Source organism: Kitasatospora sp. NPDC059462, assembly GCF_042749955.1.
Classification (GTDB): Bacteria; Actinomycetota; Actinomycetes; order Streptomycetales; family Streptomycetaceae; genus Kitasatospora.
In genome coordinates, this window is record NZ_JBHYUU010000003.1 from 34,985 (window position 1) to 49,938 (window position 14,954).

The 14,954-nt window shown below is 75.0% G+C and carries 9 protein-coding genes; 5 read left to right on the forward strand and 4 right to left on the reverse strand.

Going from position 1 to position 14,954, the window contains the following annotated elements; translation table 11 throughout:
• Positions 1–126: 126 nt before the first annotated feature.
• Together serC and ACFXAM_RS01470 are read right to left on the reverse strand one after the other, a co-directional pair.
• Positions 127–1,245 carry a phosphoserine transaminase gene (serC, locus tag ACFXAM_RS01465; protein ID WP_380286926.1) on the reverse strand — a complete coding sequence of 373 codons (1,119 nt, stop codon included), beginning with the start codon at positions 1,243–1,245 and terminating at the stop codon, positions 127–129.
• A 202-nt stretch (positions 1,246–1,447) separates the two neighbouring features.
• Positions 1,448–2,548 (reverse strand): citrate synthase 2, encoded by a 1,101-nt coding sequence (locus ACFXAM_RS01470; RefSeq protein ID WP_380286927.1) that lies wholly within the window; start codon positions 2,546–2,548, stop codon positions 1,448–1,450.
• Between the two features lie 415 nt (positions 2,549–2,963).
• On the opposite strand from ACFXAM_RS01470, the gene pdxH reads away from it, so the two are divergent.
• The 5 genes from pdxH to ACFXAM_RS01495 all read left to right on the forward strand — a co-directional run bounded on the left by pdxH (position 2,964) and on the right by ACFXAM_RS01495 (position 12,971).
• The gene (gene pdxH / locus ACFXAM_RS01475; RefSeq protein ID WP_380286994.1) at positions 2,964–3,596 is read left to right on the forward strand and encodes a pyridoxamine 5'-phosphate oxidase; all 633 of its coding nucleotides are present in this window, start codon (positions 2,964–2,966) and stop codon (positions 3,594–3,596) included.
• A 242-nt stretch (positions 3,597–3,838) separates the two neighbouring features.
• Positions 3,839–5,332 carry a TIR-like protein FxsC gene (locus ACFXAM_RS01480; protein ID WP_380286928.1) on the forward strand — a complete coding sequence of 498 codons (1,494 nt, stop codon included), beginning with the start codon at positions 3,839–3,841 and terminating at the stop codon, positions 5,330–5,332.
• Positions 5,329–9,411: an FxSxx-COOH system tetratricopeptide repeat protein gene (gene fxsT, locus ACFXAM_RS01485; RefSeq protein ID WP_380286929.1), complete on the forward strand. Its 4,083-nt coding sequence runs from the start codon at positions 5,329–5,331 to the stop codon at positions 9,409–9,411. Before ACFXAM_RS01480 ends, fxsT begins: the two co-directional genes overlap by 4 nt.
• 220 nt (positions 9,412–9,631) lie before the next feature.
• Positions 9,632–11,893: an FxsB family cyclophane-forming radical SAM/SPASM peptide maturase gene (locus ACFXAM_RS01490; RefSeq protein WP_380286930.1), complete on the forward strand. Its 2,262-nt coding sequence runs from the start codon at positions 9,632–9,634 to the stop codon at positions 11,891–11,893.
• A 97-nt stretch (positions 11,894–11,990) separates the two neighbouring features.
• Complete coding sequence (locus ACFXAM_RS01495) at positions 11,991–12,971, forward strand: 2-hydroxyacid dehydrogenase (RefSeq protein WP_380286931.1); 981 nt, start codon at positions 11,991–11,993, stop codon at positions 12,969–12,971.
• Here ACFXAM_RS01495 and ACFXAM_RS01500 read toward each other — a convergent pair.
• Both ACFXAM_RS01500 and ACFXAM_RS01505 read right to left on the reverse strand, forming a co-directional pair.
• Positions 12,965–13,912 carry a DUF4231 domain-containing protein gene (locus ACFXAM_RS01500; protein WP_380286932.1) on the reverse strand — a complete coding sequence of 316 codons (948 nt, stop codon included), beginning with the start codon at positions 13,910–13,912 and terminating at the stop codon, positions 12,965–12,967. The two genes, ACFXAM_RS01495 and ACFXAM_RS01500, sit on opposite strands and share 7 nt — an antisense overlap.
• A gap of 260 nt (positions 13,913–14,172) precedes the next feature.
• The gene (locus ACFXAM_RS01505; RefSeq protein WP_380286933.1) at positions 14,173–14,937 is read right to left on the reverse strand and encodes an SIS domain-containing protein; all 765 of its coding nucleotides are present in this window, start codon (positions 14,935–14,937) and stop codon (positions 14,173–14,175) included.
• Positions 14,938–14,954: the final 17 nt, after the last annotated feature.

Sequence of the window (14,954 nt, forward strand, 5' to 3'; positions counted from 1 at the left end):
AACCCACGGGTTGTGTTGCTGACGTGCGGGGTGGGCCGCCTGGCGCGCCCCCGGGGGCCCCCTCACCCCGGGCTCGCCCCCCCCCCGGGCGGGGGCGCCCCTTCCCCATGTGTCCGCGCGGAGCGGTCAGAGCCGCTCGACCACGTAGTCGACGCAGGCGGTGAGGGCGTCGACGTCGGCCGGGTCGATCGCCGGGAACATCGCGACGCGCAGCTGGTTGCGGCCCAGCTTGCGGTACGGCTCGGTGTCGACGATGCCGTTGGCGCGCAGCGCCTTGGCGACGGCGGCGGCGTCCACCGCGTCGTCGAAGTCGATCGTCCCGACGACCTGCGAGCGCTCGGCCGGGTTCGCCACGAACGGGTTGGCGAACGAGGACTTCTCGGCCCAGCCGTAGAGCCGGGACGAGGAATCAGCCGTACGGGCGACGGCCCAGTCGAGCCCGCCGTTGCCGTTCAGCCACTCCAGCTGGTCGGCCAGCAGGAACAGGGTGGCGATCGACGGGGTGTTGTACGTCTGGTCCTTCGACGAGTTGTCGATGGCCGTCGGCAGGTCGAAGAACGGCGGGATGTAGCGGCCGGAGCCGGCGATCCCGGCGGCGCGCTCCAGGGCGGCCGGGGAGAAGGACGCCAGCCAGAGACCGCCCTCGGAGGCGAAGGACTTCTGGGGGGCGAAGTAGTAGACGTCGGTCTCGGTGATGTCCACCGGCAGGCCGCCGGCGCCCGAGGTGGCGTCCACCAGGACCAGCGAGCCCTCGTCGCCGCCGGCCGGGCGGGCGATCGGCATCGCGACGCCGGTGGAGGTCTCGTTGTGGGTGAGGGCGTAGACGTCGACGCCGGCCTCGGCGACCGGCAGCGGGTGGGTGCCGGGCGCGGTCTTGATCACGCTCGGCTCGGCCAGCCACGGCGCGGCCTTCACGGAGGAGGCGAACTTGGAGGAGAACTCGCCGAAGTCGAGGTGCTGGGACTTCTCCCGTACCAGGCCGAAGGCCGCGATGTCCCAGAAGGCGGTGGAGCCGCCGTTGCCGAGGACCACCTGGTACCCCTCGGGGAGGGAGAACAGGCTGCTCACGCCCTCGCGCACGCGCTTGACCAGGTTCTTCACCGGGGCCTGGCGGTGCGAGGTGCCGAGCAGGGAGGTCTCGGTGGCGGCGAGGGCACTCAGGGCCTCGGGGCGCACCTTGGACGGGCCGCAGCCGAAACGGCCGTCTGCGGGCTTGATGTCAGCGGGGATCTGGATCTGAGCCACGGGCGCAGCCTACCCGCCGGGGCGGTCGGGAATCGACGGTGGTCCGCCCGCTGAGATGCCGTCGACCGGCCTGCGAGCTGCGGAAACAGCGGGTCCGGTTCATATTCCGGACCCGCTGCTCGGCGACCTGCGGCGACGCGCGACGACGAGCGGCCGCGTGCCCCGGCGCGGGGCGGGCCGCGGTGCCCGGCCCGCCCGGGGGTCAGTGCTTGATGGCGTCGTAGCCCTCGATCTCCTGCGGGCTGCGCGGGCCGGGGCCGATGTAGCGCGCGGCGGGGCGCACGAGCCGGCCCGTGCGCTTCTGCTCCAGGATGTGCGCCGACCAGCCGGCCGTCCGGGCGCAGGTGAACATCGAGGTGAACATGTGCGCCGGGACCTCGGCGAAGTCCAGCATGATGGCGGCCCAGAACTCGACGTTGGTGGCCAGCACCCGGTCGGGGCGGCGGTTGTGCAGCTCCTCCAGCGCGGCCTTCTCCAGCGCCTCGGCGACCTCGAAGCGCGGCGCGCCGAGCTCCTTGGCGGTGCGGCGCAGCACGCGGGCGCGCGGGTCCTCGGCGCGGTAGACGCGGTGGCCGAAGCCCATCAGGCGCTCGCCCTTGTCGAGCGCGTTCTTGACCCAGGTGGTGGCGTCGCCGGTGCGCTCGATCTCCTCGATCATGCCGAGCACGCGGGACGGCGCGCCGCCGTGCAGCGGGCCGGACATCGCGCCGACCGCGCCGGAGAGGGCGGCCGCGACGTCGGCGCCGGTGGAGGCGATGACCCGGGCGGTGAAGGTCGAGGCGTTCATGCCGTGCTCGGCGGCGGAGGTCCAGTAGGCGTCGATGGCCTTGACGTGCTTGGGGTCCGGCTCGCCGCGCCAGCGGATCATGAAGCGCTCGACCACGGTCTCGGCCTTGTCGATCTCGCTCTGCGGGACCATCGGCAGGCCCTGGCCGCGGGCGGACTGGGCGACGTAGGAGAGTGCCATGACGGCGGCGCGCGCGAGGTCGTCGCGGGCCTGCTCGGCGTCGATGTCCAGCAGCGGCTTCAGGCCCCAGACCGGGGCGAGCATCGCGAGCGCGGACTGCACGTCGACCCGGATGTCGCCGGAGTGGACCGGGATCGGGAAGGGCTCGGCGGCCGGCAGGCCGGGGTTGAAGCGGCCGTCCACCAGCAGGCCCCAGACGTGACCGAAGGAGACATTGCCGACCAGGTCGTCGATGTCGACGCCCCGGTACCGCAGAGCGCCGCCTTCACGGTCGGGTTCGGCGATCTCGCTCTCGAACGCGACGACACCTTCGAGCCCGGGTACGAAGTCGGACATGCACGGCTCCTTCAGTTCTGCGATCGGCGGCCGCCGTGGTGGGGAGGCACGCCTCTGACCGAATGGTGGTTGGCACTCGGTGCCAGGGTGACAGGCACGGGGTGCATTGCGCCATACACCACGATGGTGATGTTTCCCCGGCGCGCACTTGACTTTTCTCGCGGCGGCCGACCGGGCCCGGCGGATCTCCGGAACCAAGGGCACGGTTGCGGACAAATCACCGTACGACGGGCAGCCGATCGGTGGCGAGTCACCTTATCTCCCACCGGGGTTTGTCCGGAGGTAGCGGTGCCGGTTGCTTGTCGTACGGGATGATGTTGATGTGCAGACCCCGGACCGCGCCCAGTCGACGCCCCTGACCCCCGCCACCCGGATCCTGGCCGACGAGGCCCGCCCAGGACCGGACCTCACCGTGATGCGCAAGCACTACGCGCACGAGGGCCTGGCCGAGGAGCAGCTCGCCGCCGATCCGATCGGCCAGTTCACGCGGTGGTTCCACGAAGCCGACGACGCGGGGGTGGTCGAGCCCAACGCGATGGTGCTCTCCACCGCCGACGCCGGGGGGCTGCCCAGCACGCGCACCGTGCTGCTCAAGGCGTTCGACGCCCGCGGCTTCGTCTTCTTCACCAACTACGGCTCCCGCAAGGGCACCGAGCTGGCCGCCAACCCGCACGCGGCGCTGCTCTTCCCGTGGATCGCGCTGGCCCGCCAGGTGATCGTCCAGGGCCGGGTGGAGAAGGTCGGCCGGGACGAGACCGCCGCCTACTTCCGCACCCGCCCGCACGGCTCCCAGCTCGGCGCCTGGGCCAGCGAGCAGTCCAGCCCAGTCGCCTCGCGCGAGGTGCTGGAGCAGCGCTACGCGGAGCTGGAGCGGCGCTACCCGGAGGGCGAGGGGGTGCCGGTGCCGCCGTTCTGGGGCGGGTACCGGGTGGTGCCGGCCAGCGTGGAGTTCTGGCAGGGGCGGGAGAACCGGCTGCACGACCGGCTGCGCTACGTCGCCGCCCCGGACGCCCCGACGGGCTGGCGGGTGGAGCGGCTCTGCCCCTGAGGCGGGTGCGGCGCTGCCCGCCGGGGCACCGGGGAACTGCCCCCGGAACGGGTGCGCCGCCGCCCGCCGGGGCGCCCCGGGGGCCGTCCGCGCTCCCCGCCCGCACGCCCCCGACCAGGGGCGTCGAGGCGCCGGGCCGGACTTGTGACGACACCGCGACAACTTCCTCCGCCCATCGGCTGACCCTCCGTCAAGCCCGCCAGTAAGGTGGGGGCGTTCACCGGGTCGGTGGGGGGTTGTCGGTGCGGCCGTACTTCTTCTTCAGCTACGCACGGCGGGACCAGCTGGCCGGAGGCGCCTTCGTCGACCAGTTCTTCACCGACCTGCGGGACGAACTGGCGCGGATCGAGCCCGAGGCCGGACCGGGCGAGCTGGCCTACCGCGACACCGAGCGGCTGCGGGTCGGCGACGACTGGGAGCGGCAGCTCTCCCGGATGGTCGGCGCCAGCCGCACCATGGTCGCGCTCTACTCGCCCGCCTACTTCGCCAGCGACTACTGCGGCAAGGAGTGGACCGCCTTCGACCGCCGGACGCGGCGCCACGAGGAGCAGACCGGCGAGAGCGTCCCGGCCCTGATCCCCGTCCTGTGGGAGCCGCCGCCCCGGGACCTGCCCGCCGAGGTGCTGCGGATCCAGTACGTGCAGGACGACTTCGGCCCGGAGTACGCCACCGGAGGGCTGCGCCACCTGCTGCGGACCGACCCGCACGGCACGGCGTACCGCCAGGTGGTGCGGGTGATCGCGGAGCGGGTGCGGGAGGCCGCCGCCTGGCGGGTCTCCGAGCAGCGGGACCTCGACCTGGGGCGGGTGGACGGCTGCTTCCCGGTGCCGGAGATCCTGGTGTCCACCGGCCGCAGCAGCCTGGTGCGGCTGTTCGTCGCCGCCCGCTGGGCCGGGGACCGGGCCGTCCAGGGAGCCGGGGACCGCGTCCCGCCGCAGCGCGCCGGGGGCCCGGCGGCCGTGGGCGGGGACGGCGGCGCCGAGCGCGACGAGTGGTACCACGGCGGCTGGTACGGGGCGCACCCCCGGGACTGGGCCCCCTACCACCCGCCGCGGATGCCCTCGCTGGCGGTCCAGGCCCAGCAGGTGATCACCCGGGCCGGGCACAGCACCAGCCTGGAGACGGTCGGCCCGGACCTCGCCGACGCGCTCGACCGGGCCCGGGAGAACAACGAGGTCAGCGTCCTGCTGGTGGACCCGTGGGCGGCCGGCCGCGAGCCCTACCGGCAGGCGCTGCGCGACTTCGACCGGCAGAACCACCCGGTCACCGCCGTCCTGCTGCCCGACAGCACCGAGGACCCGCCGCCCGGTCCGGCGCGCGCCCGGCTCTGGGAGGGGGTGCGCGAGGTGTTCGCGCGCACCTGGTTGCACCGGTCCGGGCCCGAGCCGCTCTTTCGCATCCACGTCCAGCGGGAACGCTTCGAGCGCGAGCTCCTGTCGACGGTGACCGTGGCCCAGAACCGGCTGCTGGACCAGATCGACGACGATCCGGAGACGATCCGCGCCCAGTTCGGCCTCGGCCCCGACCCGCGGCCGATGCCCGGGCTCACCATCCCGTCCTGGTCGCCGTCCGTCCCGCCGGACCCGCCGGAACCGCCGACCCAGGCGGGTCCACCCCTGCCACGCCCGGGGAACACCCCGGGGAACGGAGCCGCCCCGGGGGCACGGGCGGCCCTGCGCGAGGAGACCGTGCCCCCGGCCACCCGGGCGCCCAGTGAAGGAGAAGCGGACCGATGAGCCCCGAGCACGCCGCCCTCGCGGACCACGGGTCCGCCGCCCTGGCGCCCCCCGACACCGGCACCGTCGTCACCTTCTACTCGTTCAAGGGCGGCACCGGCCGCACCATGGCGCTCGCCAACCTGGGCTGGATCCTGGCCAGCCAGGGCCTGCGCGTCCTGGTGGTGGACTGGGACCTGGAGGCCCCGGGCCTGCACCGCTACTACCACCCGCTGCTGGTCGACCCCGAACTCCACGCCACCGACGGCCTGATCGACATGCTCCGGGCCTACGTCGACGAGGCGCTGCCGGGCTCCGGCCGCCCCGGCCCCGGCCCGGACCCCCGGGAGTGGCTGGCCGCCCCCGGCCGGCTGGAGCAGTACCTGTGCGGCCTGGCGCTCGACCTCCCGGACGGCGGCCGGCTCGACCTGATGCCGGCCGGCCGGCAGAACGCCTCCTACTCGGCCGCCGTCACCAGCTTCAACTGGCGCAGCTTCTACACCCGCACCGACATCCGCGGCGCGGAGTTCCTGTACGCGCTGCGCGAGCAGTGGACCGGCAGCTACGACTACGTGCTGATCGACAGCCGCACCGGCGTCAGCGACACCTCCGGGATCTGCACCGTGCTGATGCCCGACACCGTCGTGGACTGCTTCACCCTCGGCGCGCAGAGCATCCGCGGCGGCGTCGACGCGGCCCGCGCCATCGTCGACGCCGACGAGCGCGACATCCGGGTGCTGCCGGTCCCGATGCGCGTCGAGGACGCCGAACGCGCCGGGCTGGCGGCCGGCCGCGACCTCGCCCACGACGCCTTCGCCCCCTACCTGGACTGGCTGGGCCCCGAGCGCCGCGCGGAGTACTGGCGCGACGTCGAGGTGCCGTACAAGCCGTTCTACGCCTACGAGGAGGTGCCGGCCACCGTCGTCGACCGGCCGCAACAGGACCGCACCCTGCTCGCCGCCTTCGAACGGCTCGCCGACTGGCTCACCGACGGCCGGGTGCGCGAGCTGCGGCCCGTCCCCGACCAGGCCCGCCGCCGGCTGTACGCGGCCTACCTGCGCCAGGGCCGCACCCGCTCCCGCCAGGTGTACGTCAGCTACGCCCCCAAGGACCGGGTCTGGGCCGAGTGGATCGCCGGAACCCTGGACGGCTTCGGCTACCTCGCCACCCTGCACAGCGCCGCCGTCCCGCTCGATCCGGGCCCGGCGCAGGCCGCCCCGCTCTCCGAGGCCGCCGCGCCGCTGGACGGCGACGGCCGCCTGCTCGCCCTGCTCAGCCCCGACTACGCCGCCCTGCCGCGCGCCCGGGAGATCTGGCGCCGGCTCACCACCGAGGACCCGGCGGGCGACTCCGGCGGCCTGCTCGCGGTGCGGATCGGCACGCCGGAGCAGCCCCAGTTCGCCGGGCAGCGCGCGCTGGACCTCGCGACCGGTTCCGCCCAGCAGGCCGAGGCCCAGCTGTTCGAGCTGATCGGCCCGCCGCCCGGCGTCGGACGCTGGATGGACTCCGGCGAGCCCGCCGCCGCCCGCCCGCCGCGCTTCCCGGCCGGCCGCCCCGCCGTCCTGGAGGTGCCGCCGCGGCTGCCCACCTTCACCGGCCGGACGCGGCTGCTGGAGGCCGTCCGCGACGGCTTCACCGCCGGTGCCGACGCCGCGCCCGTCCAGGTGCTCTACGGCATCGGCGGGGTCGGCAAGTCGCAGGCCGCGATCGAGTACGCGCACCGTTTCGCGGCCGGCTACGACGTGGTCTGGTGGGTGCCCTCCCAGCAGACCGCGGTGATCCCCCAGTCGCTCGCCGAACTCGCCCCCGCCCTCGGCCTGGAGACCGACGGCGACGTCACCCGCACCGCGCGCGCGGTACTGGAGGCGCTCGGCAGCGGGCGGCCCCACCGCCGCTGGCTGCTGATCTTCGACAACGCCGAGGACCCGGAGCTGCTGGACCCCTGGCTGCCCGCCGCCGGGCCGGACGGCCACGTCCTGGTCACCTCGCGCGACCGGCGCTGGGCCCGGCGGCCCGGGCGCACCGAGGTCGAGGTGTTCGACCGTGCGGAGAGCGTCGAACTCGTCCGACACTTCAACACCGGCGTCGAACGGGCCGACGCGGAACGGATCGCCGAACTCCTCGGCGACCTGCCGCTCGCCGTCGGCCAGGCCGCCGCCTGGCTCCAGGAGACGCCGATGCCGGCCGCCACCTACGCCGACCTGCTCGACGAGACGCTCACCGACATCCTCGACCGCTCCGTCCGCTCCGGCTCCGCCGGGAACGGCTTCGGCGCCGACGCCGGGCGGGCCGCCGAGGAGGGCCCCAACGCCACCGCCACCGCGGCCACCTGGCGGATCGCCGGCTCCGACCTGCGCCGGATCAACGCCCCGGCCGCCCGGCTGCTGGAGATCTGCGGCTTCCTCGGCCCGGACGCCATCCCGATCGGGCTGCTCTACAGCCCGCCGGTGATCGAGGCGATCGGACTGCCCCCGGGCACCTCCGACCACCGGCTCGCCATCGGCGACATCCTGCGCACCGTCAACCAGTTCAACCTCGCCCGCTACGACCAGGCCGCCGGGACCCTGGTGGTGCACCGGATCGTCCAGGCGCTGCTGCGCGAACAGGTCGGCGACGCCGACCGGGACCGGGTCCGCGGCGTGGCCCACCGGGCCCTGGCCCTCGCCGACCCCGGCGACCCCGACGCCCCGCAGCACTGGCCCCGGTACGCCGAACTGCTGCCCCACCTGCGCCCGTCCGGCGCCGACGGGTCCACCGACCCGGCGGTCCGGCAGTGGATCGTCAACTCGGTCCGCTACCTGTGGCAGCGCAGCCTCCACGACGCGGGCCGGGAGCTCGCCGAGCGCGTCCTCGCCCGCTGGCGGGAGCTCGGCCCGCTGGGGGTGGGGCCGGACGTCAAGGTGCAGTTGCTGCGCGTGCAGCTCGGGAACATCCAGCGGACCCAGGGCCTGGTCCGCGAGGCGTACGCGACGGATCGGGACGCGTTCGAGCGGCTGACCGCGCTGCTGGGGCGCGAGCACCGGGACAGCTTCCCCGCGGCCACCAGTCTGGGGGGCGACCTCCGGCACCTGGGCCGCTACCGCGAGGCCCGGGAGCTGGACGAGGAGACCTTGGCCGCCGCGCGCCGGGTTCTCGGCCAGGACCACCCGCGCACACTTATGGCGGAGAACAATCTGGCCGTCTCCATCATGCTCGCGGGAGATTTCGCCGGTGCGCTGGCCATTCACGAGGATCTCTATCCTCGAAAGCTTGAGGTCTTCGGGAAGCGCAGCCCCTACACGATCCTCGGGGGTGTCGTATACGGGCACGTGCTGTGTGAGATGGGGCGACCCGTCGAGGCGCTCACCCGTATGGACAAGGCCGTTCGCCGGAGCCAGCAGGTGCTTGGCGAGGACCACCATGAGACCCTGCGTGCCCGGCGCTACCGGAGCGCAGTCCTGCGCCGGCTGGGCCGGCTCCCGCAAGCGCTGGTCGACGCCGAGGACGTCCACCAGCGGCTGTTCGAACGGTTCGGCGCCGATCATCCCGGAACGGCGGCTGCGGCGGGTAGCCTGGCGGCCGTGCTCGGCACGCTCGGGGACACTGAACAGGCCGTAACCCTTGCCGAGGAGTCGTACCTCTACCACCGTGACCACTTGGGCGCCGGCCACCCCATGGAGCGCTTGGGGGCGGGCAATCTCGGCGTGGCACTCCGCCGGGCCGGCCAGGCCGAGGGGGCGCACGCGGTCTCGGGCAAGGTCCTGGACGATCTGCTCGCCGCGCTGGGAGAGGAGCACCCGTACGTCGGGATCGCACGTCTCAACCGGGCCAACGACTTGGCGCACGCCGGAAGTCACAGCGAAGCGCTGGCTCAGGCGGAAGCGGCCGCCGCGCTCCTCACCGAGCGCTTCGGACCGGAACATCCCGATGCCCTGGCAGCCACCGCGAACGTCGTCCTGGCGCTCGCCGTCGTCGGCGAGCCCGCGAGGGCGGCGGAACTGCGGGTACGGACGTTGACCAGGGCACGGGCGGTGCCGTACCTGGGCGACGGCCATCCGCTGACCGAAGGGATCAGGGTGGGGGCCTGGCTGGACGTGGAGATCGAGCTGCCAGTGGTGTGACAGGTCTCCTCCGGCCCTTTGACACAGGGGAATCGACTATGGATCGGCTTGCGGACCAGGACCTCGCGGGGGACCCGATACGGCAGGGTGGCGCTGCCGGGCGGCCCACCCTTGTGGAACTGGCGCGTTGCGACGTGGGTGAACTGGCCCGGTTCTTCGAGCTGGCCCTCTCCTGCGCCGATGGCCAGCCGTACTCACCCTTCAACTCCGCTATCTGAACATGCCGTTCACGCAGGTCGTGCTGAAGGTCCACAGCCGGTGCGACCTCGCCTGCGACCACTGCTACGTCTACGAGCACGCCGACACCGGCTGGCGTTCCCGACCGCGCGTCGTCGGGGACGCCGTGCTGGGCAGAGCCGCCGAGCGGATCGGGGAGCACGCCGCGGCCCACGGGCTGACGGCGGTGCGCGTCGTCCTGCACGGCGGTGAACCGCTGCTCGCCGGACCGGAGGTGATCCGGCGGGCGGCGGAGGCGCTGCGGGCGGCGCTGCCCGAGGTCTGCGAACCGGACCTGCGGGTGCACACCAACGGCGTCCGGCTCACCGCGGCGTATTGCGAGCTGTTCGACGAACTCGGCATCCGGGTCGGTCTCTCGCTGGACGGTGACCGGGCCGCCAACGACCGCCACCGCCGGTTCGCGGACGGCCGGTCCAGCCATCCGCAGGTGCTGCGCGCTGTCGGACTGCTGCGCGAGCCCCGGTTCCGGCACCTGTTCGCGGGGCTGCTCTGCACTGTCGACGTGGCGAACGACCCGGTGGCCGTCTACCGGGCGCTCGCCGAACTGCAGCCCCCGGCCGTGGACTTCCTGCTCCCGCACGCCACCTGGGAGCACCCGCCGCAGCGCCCCGCCGGGGCGGGCGCGACACCGTACGCCCACTGGCTGCTGGCCGTGCACGCGCACTGGGAGGCGGACGGCCGCCCGTTCGCCGTCCGCACCTTCGACTCGGTGCACCGCACCCTGTCCGGGCTGCCCGGGCTGAGCGAGTCGCTCGGGCTGGAGCCGGTGGACCTGGTGGTGCTGGAGACGGACGGCACGTACGAGCAGGCGGACAGCCTGCGGACGGCCTACGACGGCGCGCCCGCCACCGGGATGGACGTCTTCCGGCACAGCCTCGACGACGTCCTGCGGCATCCCGGGATCGCCGCCCGGCAGTCGGGCCTGTCCGGGCTGAGCGCCACCTGCCGGGCCTGCCCGGTGGTGCGCTCCTGCGGCGGGGGCCTGTACGCGCACCGCTACCAGGACGGCTCGTTCGACCACCCCTCGGTGTACTGCGCGGACCTGCGGGCGCTGATCGACGGGCTGGCGGTGCGCGCCGGGGGCGCACGGCGCCCGGCCCCGGCGGTGAACGTCACCGGGCCGGAACTCAGCGACGCCCAGCTGGCGGAACTGGCGACCGGACTGGGCTCCCCGGAGACCGTCCGGGCGCTGGCCCGCTCCCAACTCGCCCTCACCCGCGCGATGCTGGCCGCCGTGCGGGGTTCCTCGGGCCTGGCCCGCTCGGCCGCCTGGGAACTGCTCGCCGACCTCGACGCGACCCGGCCGGCCGCCGTGGACGCCGTGCTGGCCCACCCGTACGTCCGGGCCTGGGCCGCCCGCCGCCTGAGCGGCGACCCGGCCGCGGGCCTCGGCCCGCTGGCCGAACTCGCCGCCGCGGCAGCCGTCGTGGCGGCGCGCGGGGACACCGTGGCGGTGCCGGTCCGCGACGGATCCCTCTACCTGCCGACCCTCGGCCGGCTCACCCTCGGCGGGGGCGTCCGCGAGGCCCGGGTGACCGGCGGGAGCACGGGCTGGACGGCGCGCACCGACGACGGCACGCTCACCGGCCCGGGTGATCCCCGCTGGCAGCCGGTCCGCCGGATCGGGCCGGTCGCGCTGGAGGACCTCGACCCCCGACGAGCCGTCCACGGCTGGCCGGTGGAGGACCGGCTGTCCTCCGCCGGGTACGCCGAGTGGGCCCGCGACCTGCGGGTGGCCGCCCGCCTGCTCGACCGCGACCTGCCGGCCCACGCCGCCGGTCTGCGGGCCGGCCTGACCACCGTCACCCCGCTGCGCCCCGCCCCGGACGGGCACGACCTCAGCTCGGCGGCCCGCCAGGCCTTCGGCGCGGTCGCCATCGCCCGCCCGCGCGACGCCTCGACCCTGGCCCTCCTCCTCGCCCACGAGTTCCAGCACGTGAAGCTGGGCGCGGTGCTCGACCGCCGGGAGCTGTACGACCGCAGCGACACCCGCCTGTTCGAGGCCTTCGACCTCTCCCCGCGCCCGATCGGCTCACTGTTCCAGGCGGTCTACGCCCACGTGGCGGTCACCGCCTTCTGGGGTGCCCGCGCGGCGGACGGCCCGCCGTCCGCCCGGTCGCGGTTCGCGCACTGGCGGGCGCTGACCGACGCGGCCGTGGACCTCCTCGCCGGCAGCGGATCCCTGACCCCCCTCGGCCACCGCTTCGCCACCGGGGCCCGGGAGTCGCTCGACTCCTGGCCGTGACGGCTCCGGGGACGACGCCCTGCGCCGCAGGCGCCCGGGACGGCACCCCGCCCCCTCGTCCGGCCCGGTGAGGGGGCGGAGCGTAGATTCAGGACCCATGAACGAGCTGCCCCCGGTCCTGGTCACCCGCCGTCTCGCGCCCGGTGTCGCCGAACGGCTCACCGCGCACCTCCCGGCCACCGTGCACGACTCCGACCTGCCGATGGCGCGCGCCGAACTCCTCGCCGCCGTCCGCGGCCGCCGGGCGCTGATCACCACGCTGGACGACCGGGTGGACGCGGAACTGCTCGACGCGGCCGGCCCCGGCCTCGCGATCGTCGCCAACCACGCCGTGGGCCACCACAACGTCGACCTCGCCGCCTGCGCCGAGCGCGGCATCCCGGTCACCAACACCCCCGGCGTGCTCACCGCCGCCACCGCCGACATGGCCTGGGCCCTGCTGCTGGCCGCCACCCGCCGCCTCGGCGAGGGCGAGCGGCTGCTCCGCTCCGGCGGGACGTGGGCCTGGGCGCCGAACTTCCTGCTCGGCCTGGAACTGACCGGCACCCCGCTCGGCATCCTCGGCATGGGCCGGATCGGGCAGGCGGTCGCCCGCCGGGCGCGCGGCTTCGACATGCCGGTCCGGTACCACAACCGCCACCCGCTCCCGCCCGAGCAGGCCGACGGCGCCGAGTGGCTGCCGCTGGAGGAGCTGCTCGCCACCTCCCCCGTCCTGGTCGTCACCTGCCCGCTCAGCGACGCCACCCGGCACCTGCTGGACGCCCGCCGGCTCGCCCTGCTGCCGCCCGGCGCCGTGGTGGTCTCGATGACCGCCGGCGTCGTCGACGAGGAGGCGCTCGCCGCCGCGCTGGAGTCCGGCGCCCTGTTCGCCGCCGCCGTGGACAACTTCGCGCACGAGCCCGCCGTCCCCGCCGCCCTCCTCGCGCAGGACCGCGCCGTCCTCGCCCCGCACCTGGGCAGCGCCACCGTCCGCACCCGCCGGGCGATGGGCGACCTCGCCGTCGACAACGTCCTCGCCGTCCTCGCCGGCGAGGACCCGGTCACCCCGGTCACCCCGGCCGGCCCGGTCGCTCAGTAGTCGCGGTCGGCGGAGCCGTTGACCTCGCGGCGGGCCTGCCAGGTGGTGTGCTCGCGGGAGACGGCGTCCTCGGCGTCGCGGGCGAGGCGGGCCCAGAGCTCCTCGGCGTCCGGGGAGCCGACGTCCAGCCGGGCCAGCTGGGCGCGGATCTGGGCCAGTTCGTCGGCGGCCAGGCCGTAGGCGGCGGCGAGCGGGCGGTACTGGCGCAGCTGGGCCCAGGCGGTGACCGAGGCGGCCACCGCGGAGACGGTGCCGAGCGCGTCGAAGGTGAACCCGCCCATCGCCCGCAGCACGGCGAGCACCAGGCCGAGCAGCGGCAGTGCCACTCCGGCCACGCCGGTCCAGAAGCCGGCGCGGGCGCAGCGGCGCGACTTCGACCGGTACCAGTCCTGCTGCACCTGGATCCGCTCGCGCAGGTAGACGTCCCGCCGGACGGCGAGCGGCCGGCCGCGCAGCCCGCGCATCGCCGGGGTGATCTGGCTCTCGGCCGGCCGGCCGGCCAGGCCGGGGCCGACCGCGCGGCTGCCCCGGAAGGCGTGCAGCACCCGGCCGAGCTGGAGGCCGTACAGGCCCTCGGCGTCCGGCAGCGGGCGCGGGGGCGGCTGGACGGCGTCGGCCCGGACGGCGAACTTCCAGGCGAGCGTCTTCACCGACTCGGCGGCGGCCCGGCCCTCGTACCAGAGGCCCTGCGGGTTCTGCCGGCTGATCACCGCGGAGAGGGCGATCGCGCCGAGGTAGGCGACGGCGGCGAGCCAGGCCCACACCGTGCCGTCGGCGGAGCCCGCCGTCGCGGCCGCGACCAGCAGCACCAGCTCGGCGGCGGAGAGCCGCACCGCCCTGGTCTGCCCCTGCTGGGAGGCCGAGTCGGCCGCCCAGAAGAGTTCCGGCAGCAGCTCGTGCTCCCGCACCACCCGCTCCGCCCCGCCCGTGCCCGACGTCATCCCGTCCCCCCGCTCGCCGCTCCACCGCCCCGGCGGTACTTGCCCCGGCGGGGGGACGGGTACGCCTCGGGCGGGTGATGAGGCCGGTTCCGGTGGGGCCGGGGTGGCGGCGCGCGGCCCGGTGCCGGGGCGCGCGCCGCGGACGTGCTCCGGACCGCCGCCGGCCGGGCGTCCAGACCGGTCGGCCGTTCGGCGTAGCCGGCCTGGTGCCGGCGGCCGCGCCGCCCTACGGCGAACGGCCGGACGCGGACGGAGGGCGGTCAGAAGGTGTAGAAGATCCGCTCCGCGTTGTCGGCCATCTGCTTGGCGTTCCACTCGGTGCCGCCCGGCACGTTGCCGGAGCGGAACAGCGGCGGGGTGGCGCCGGTGCCCGCGAGCGCGGCGTCGGCCAGGCGGTCCACCGCGGAGGCGACCACGGCCTGCATCAACGCGCTGGTCACGATGGTGGAGACGGGGCCGAAGGTGGTCTCGGCGCCGGGGTGGGTCAGCTCGCCGTCGCCGACCGCGATCTTGTTGTCCAGGACGACGTCGCAGTGGTCCTTGAGATAGGTGCCGGAGGGGTGGGCGGAGGCGATCTCGCCGGGGTAGGCGAGCGAGGTCAGCCCGATCACCTTCAGGCCCCGGCCCCGGGCGTGCTGGGCCAGCTCGACCGGCATGACCTGGCGGCCGGAGAGCGAGATGAGGAACAGCAGGTCACCGCTGGTGGCGGGGGTGTGGTCCAGGGCGGCGGTGGCGAGTCCGGAGACCCGCTCCAGGGCGCTGGACAGCGGCGCCGGCATCACCGTGACCCCGGCCATCCCGGGGACCTCCAGCAGGTTCACCGGGACGAGTCCGCCGGCCCGGTAGACGACGTCCTGGGCGGCCAGCGAGGAGTGGCCGGCACCGAAGGCGAAGATCCTGCGCCCCTCGGTGACCGCCCCGGCCAGCAGGGCGGCGGCGGCCTCGATGTTCTCCGCCTCCTCGGTGCGGACCCGCTGGAGGTGCGCGATCGCGGCGTCGAAGTACCGGCCGACCAGCTCGCTCATCAGTTGCCTTCGCTCTC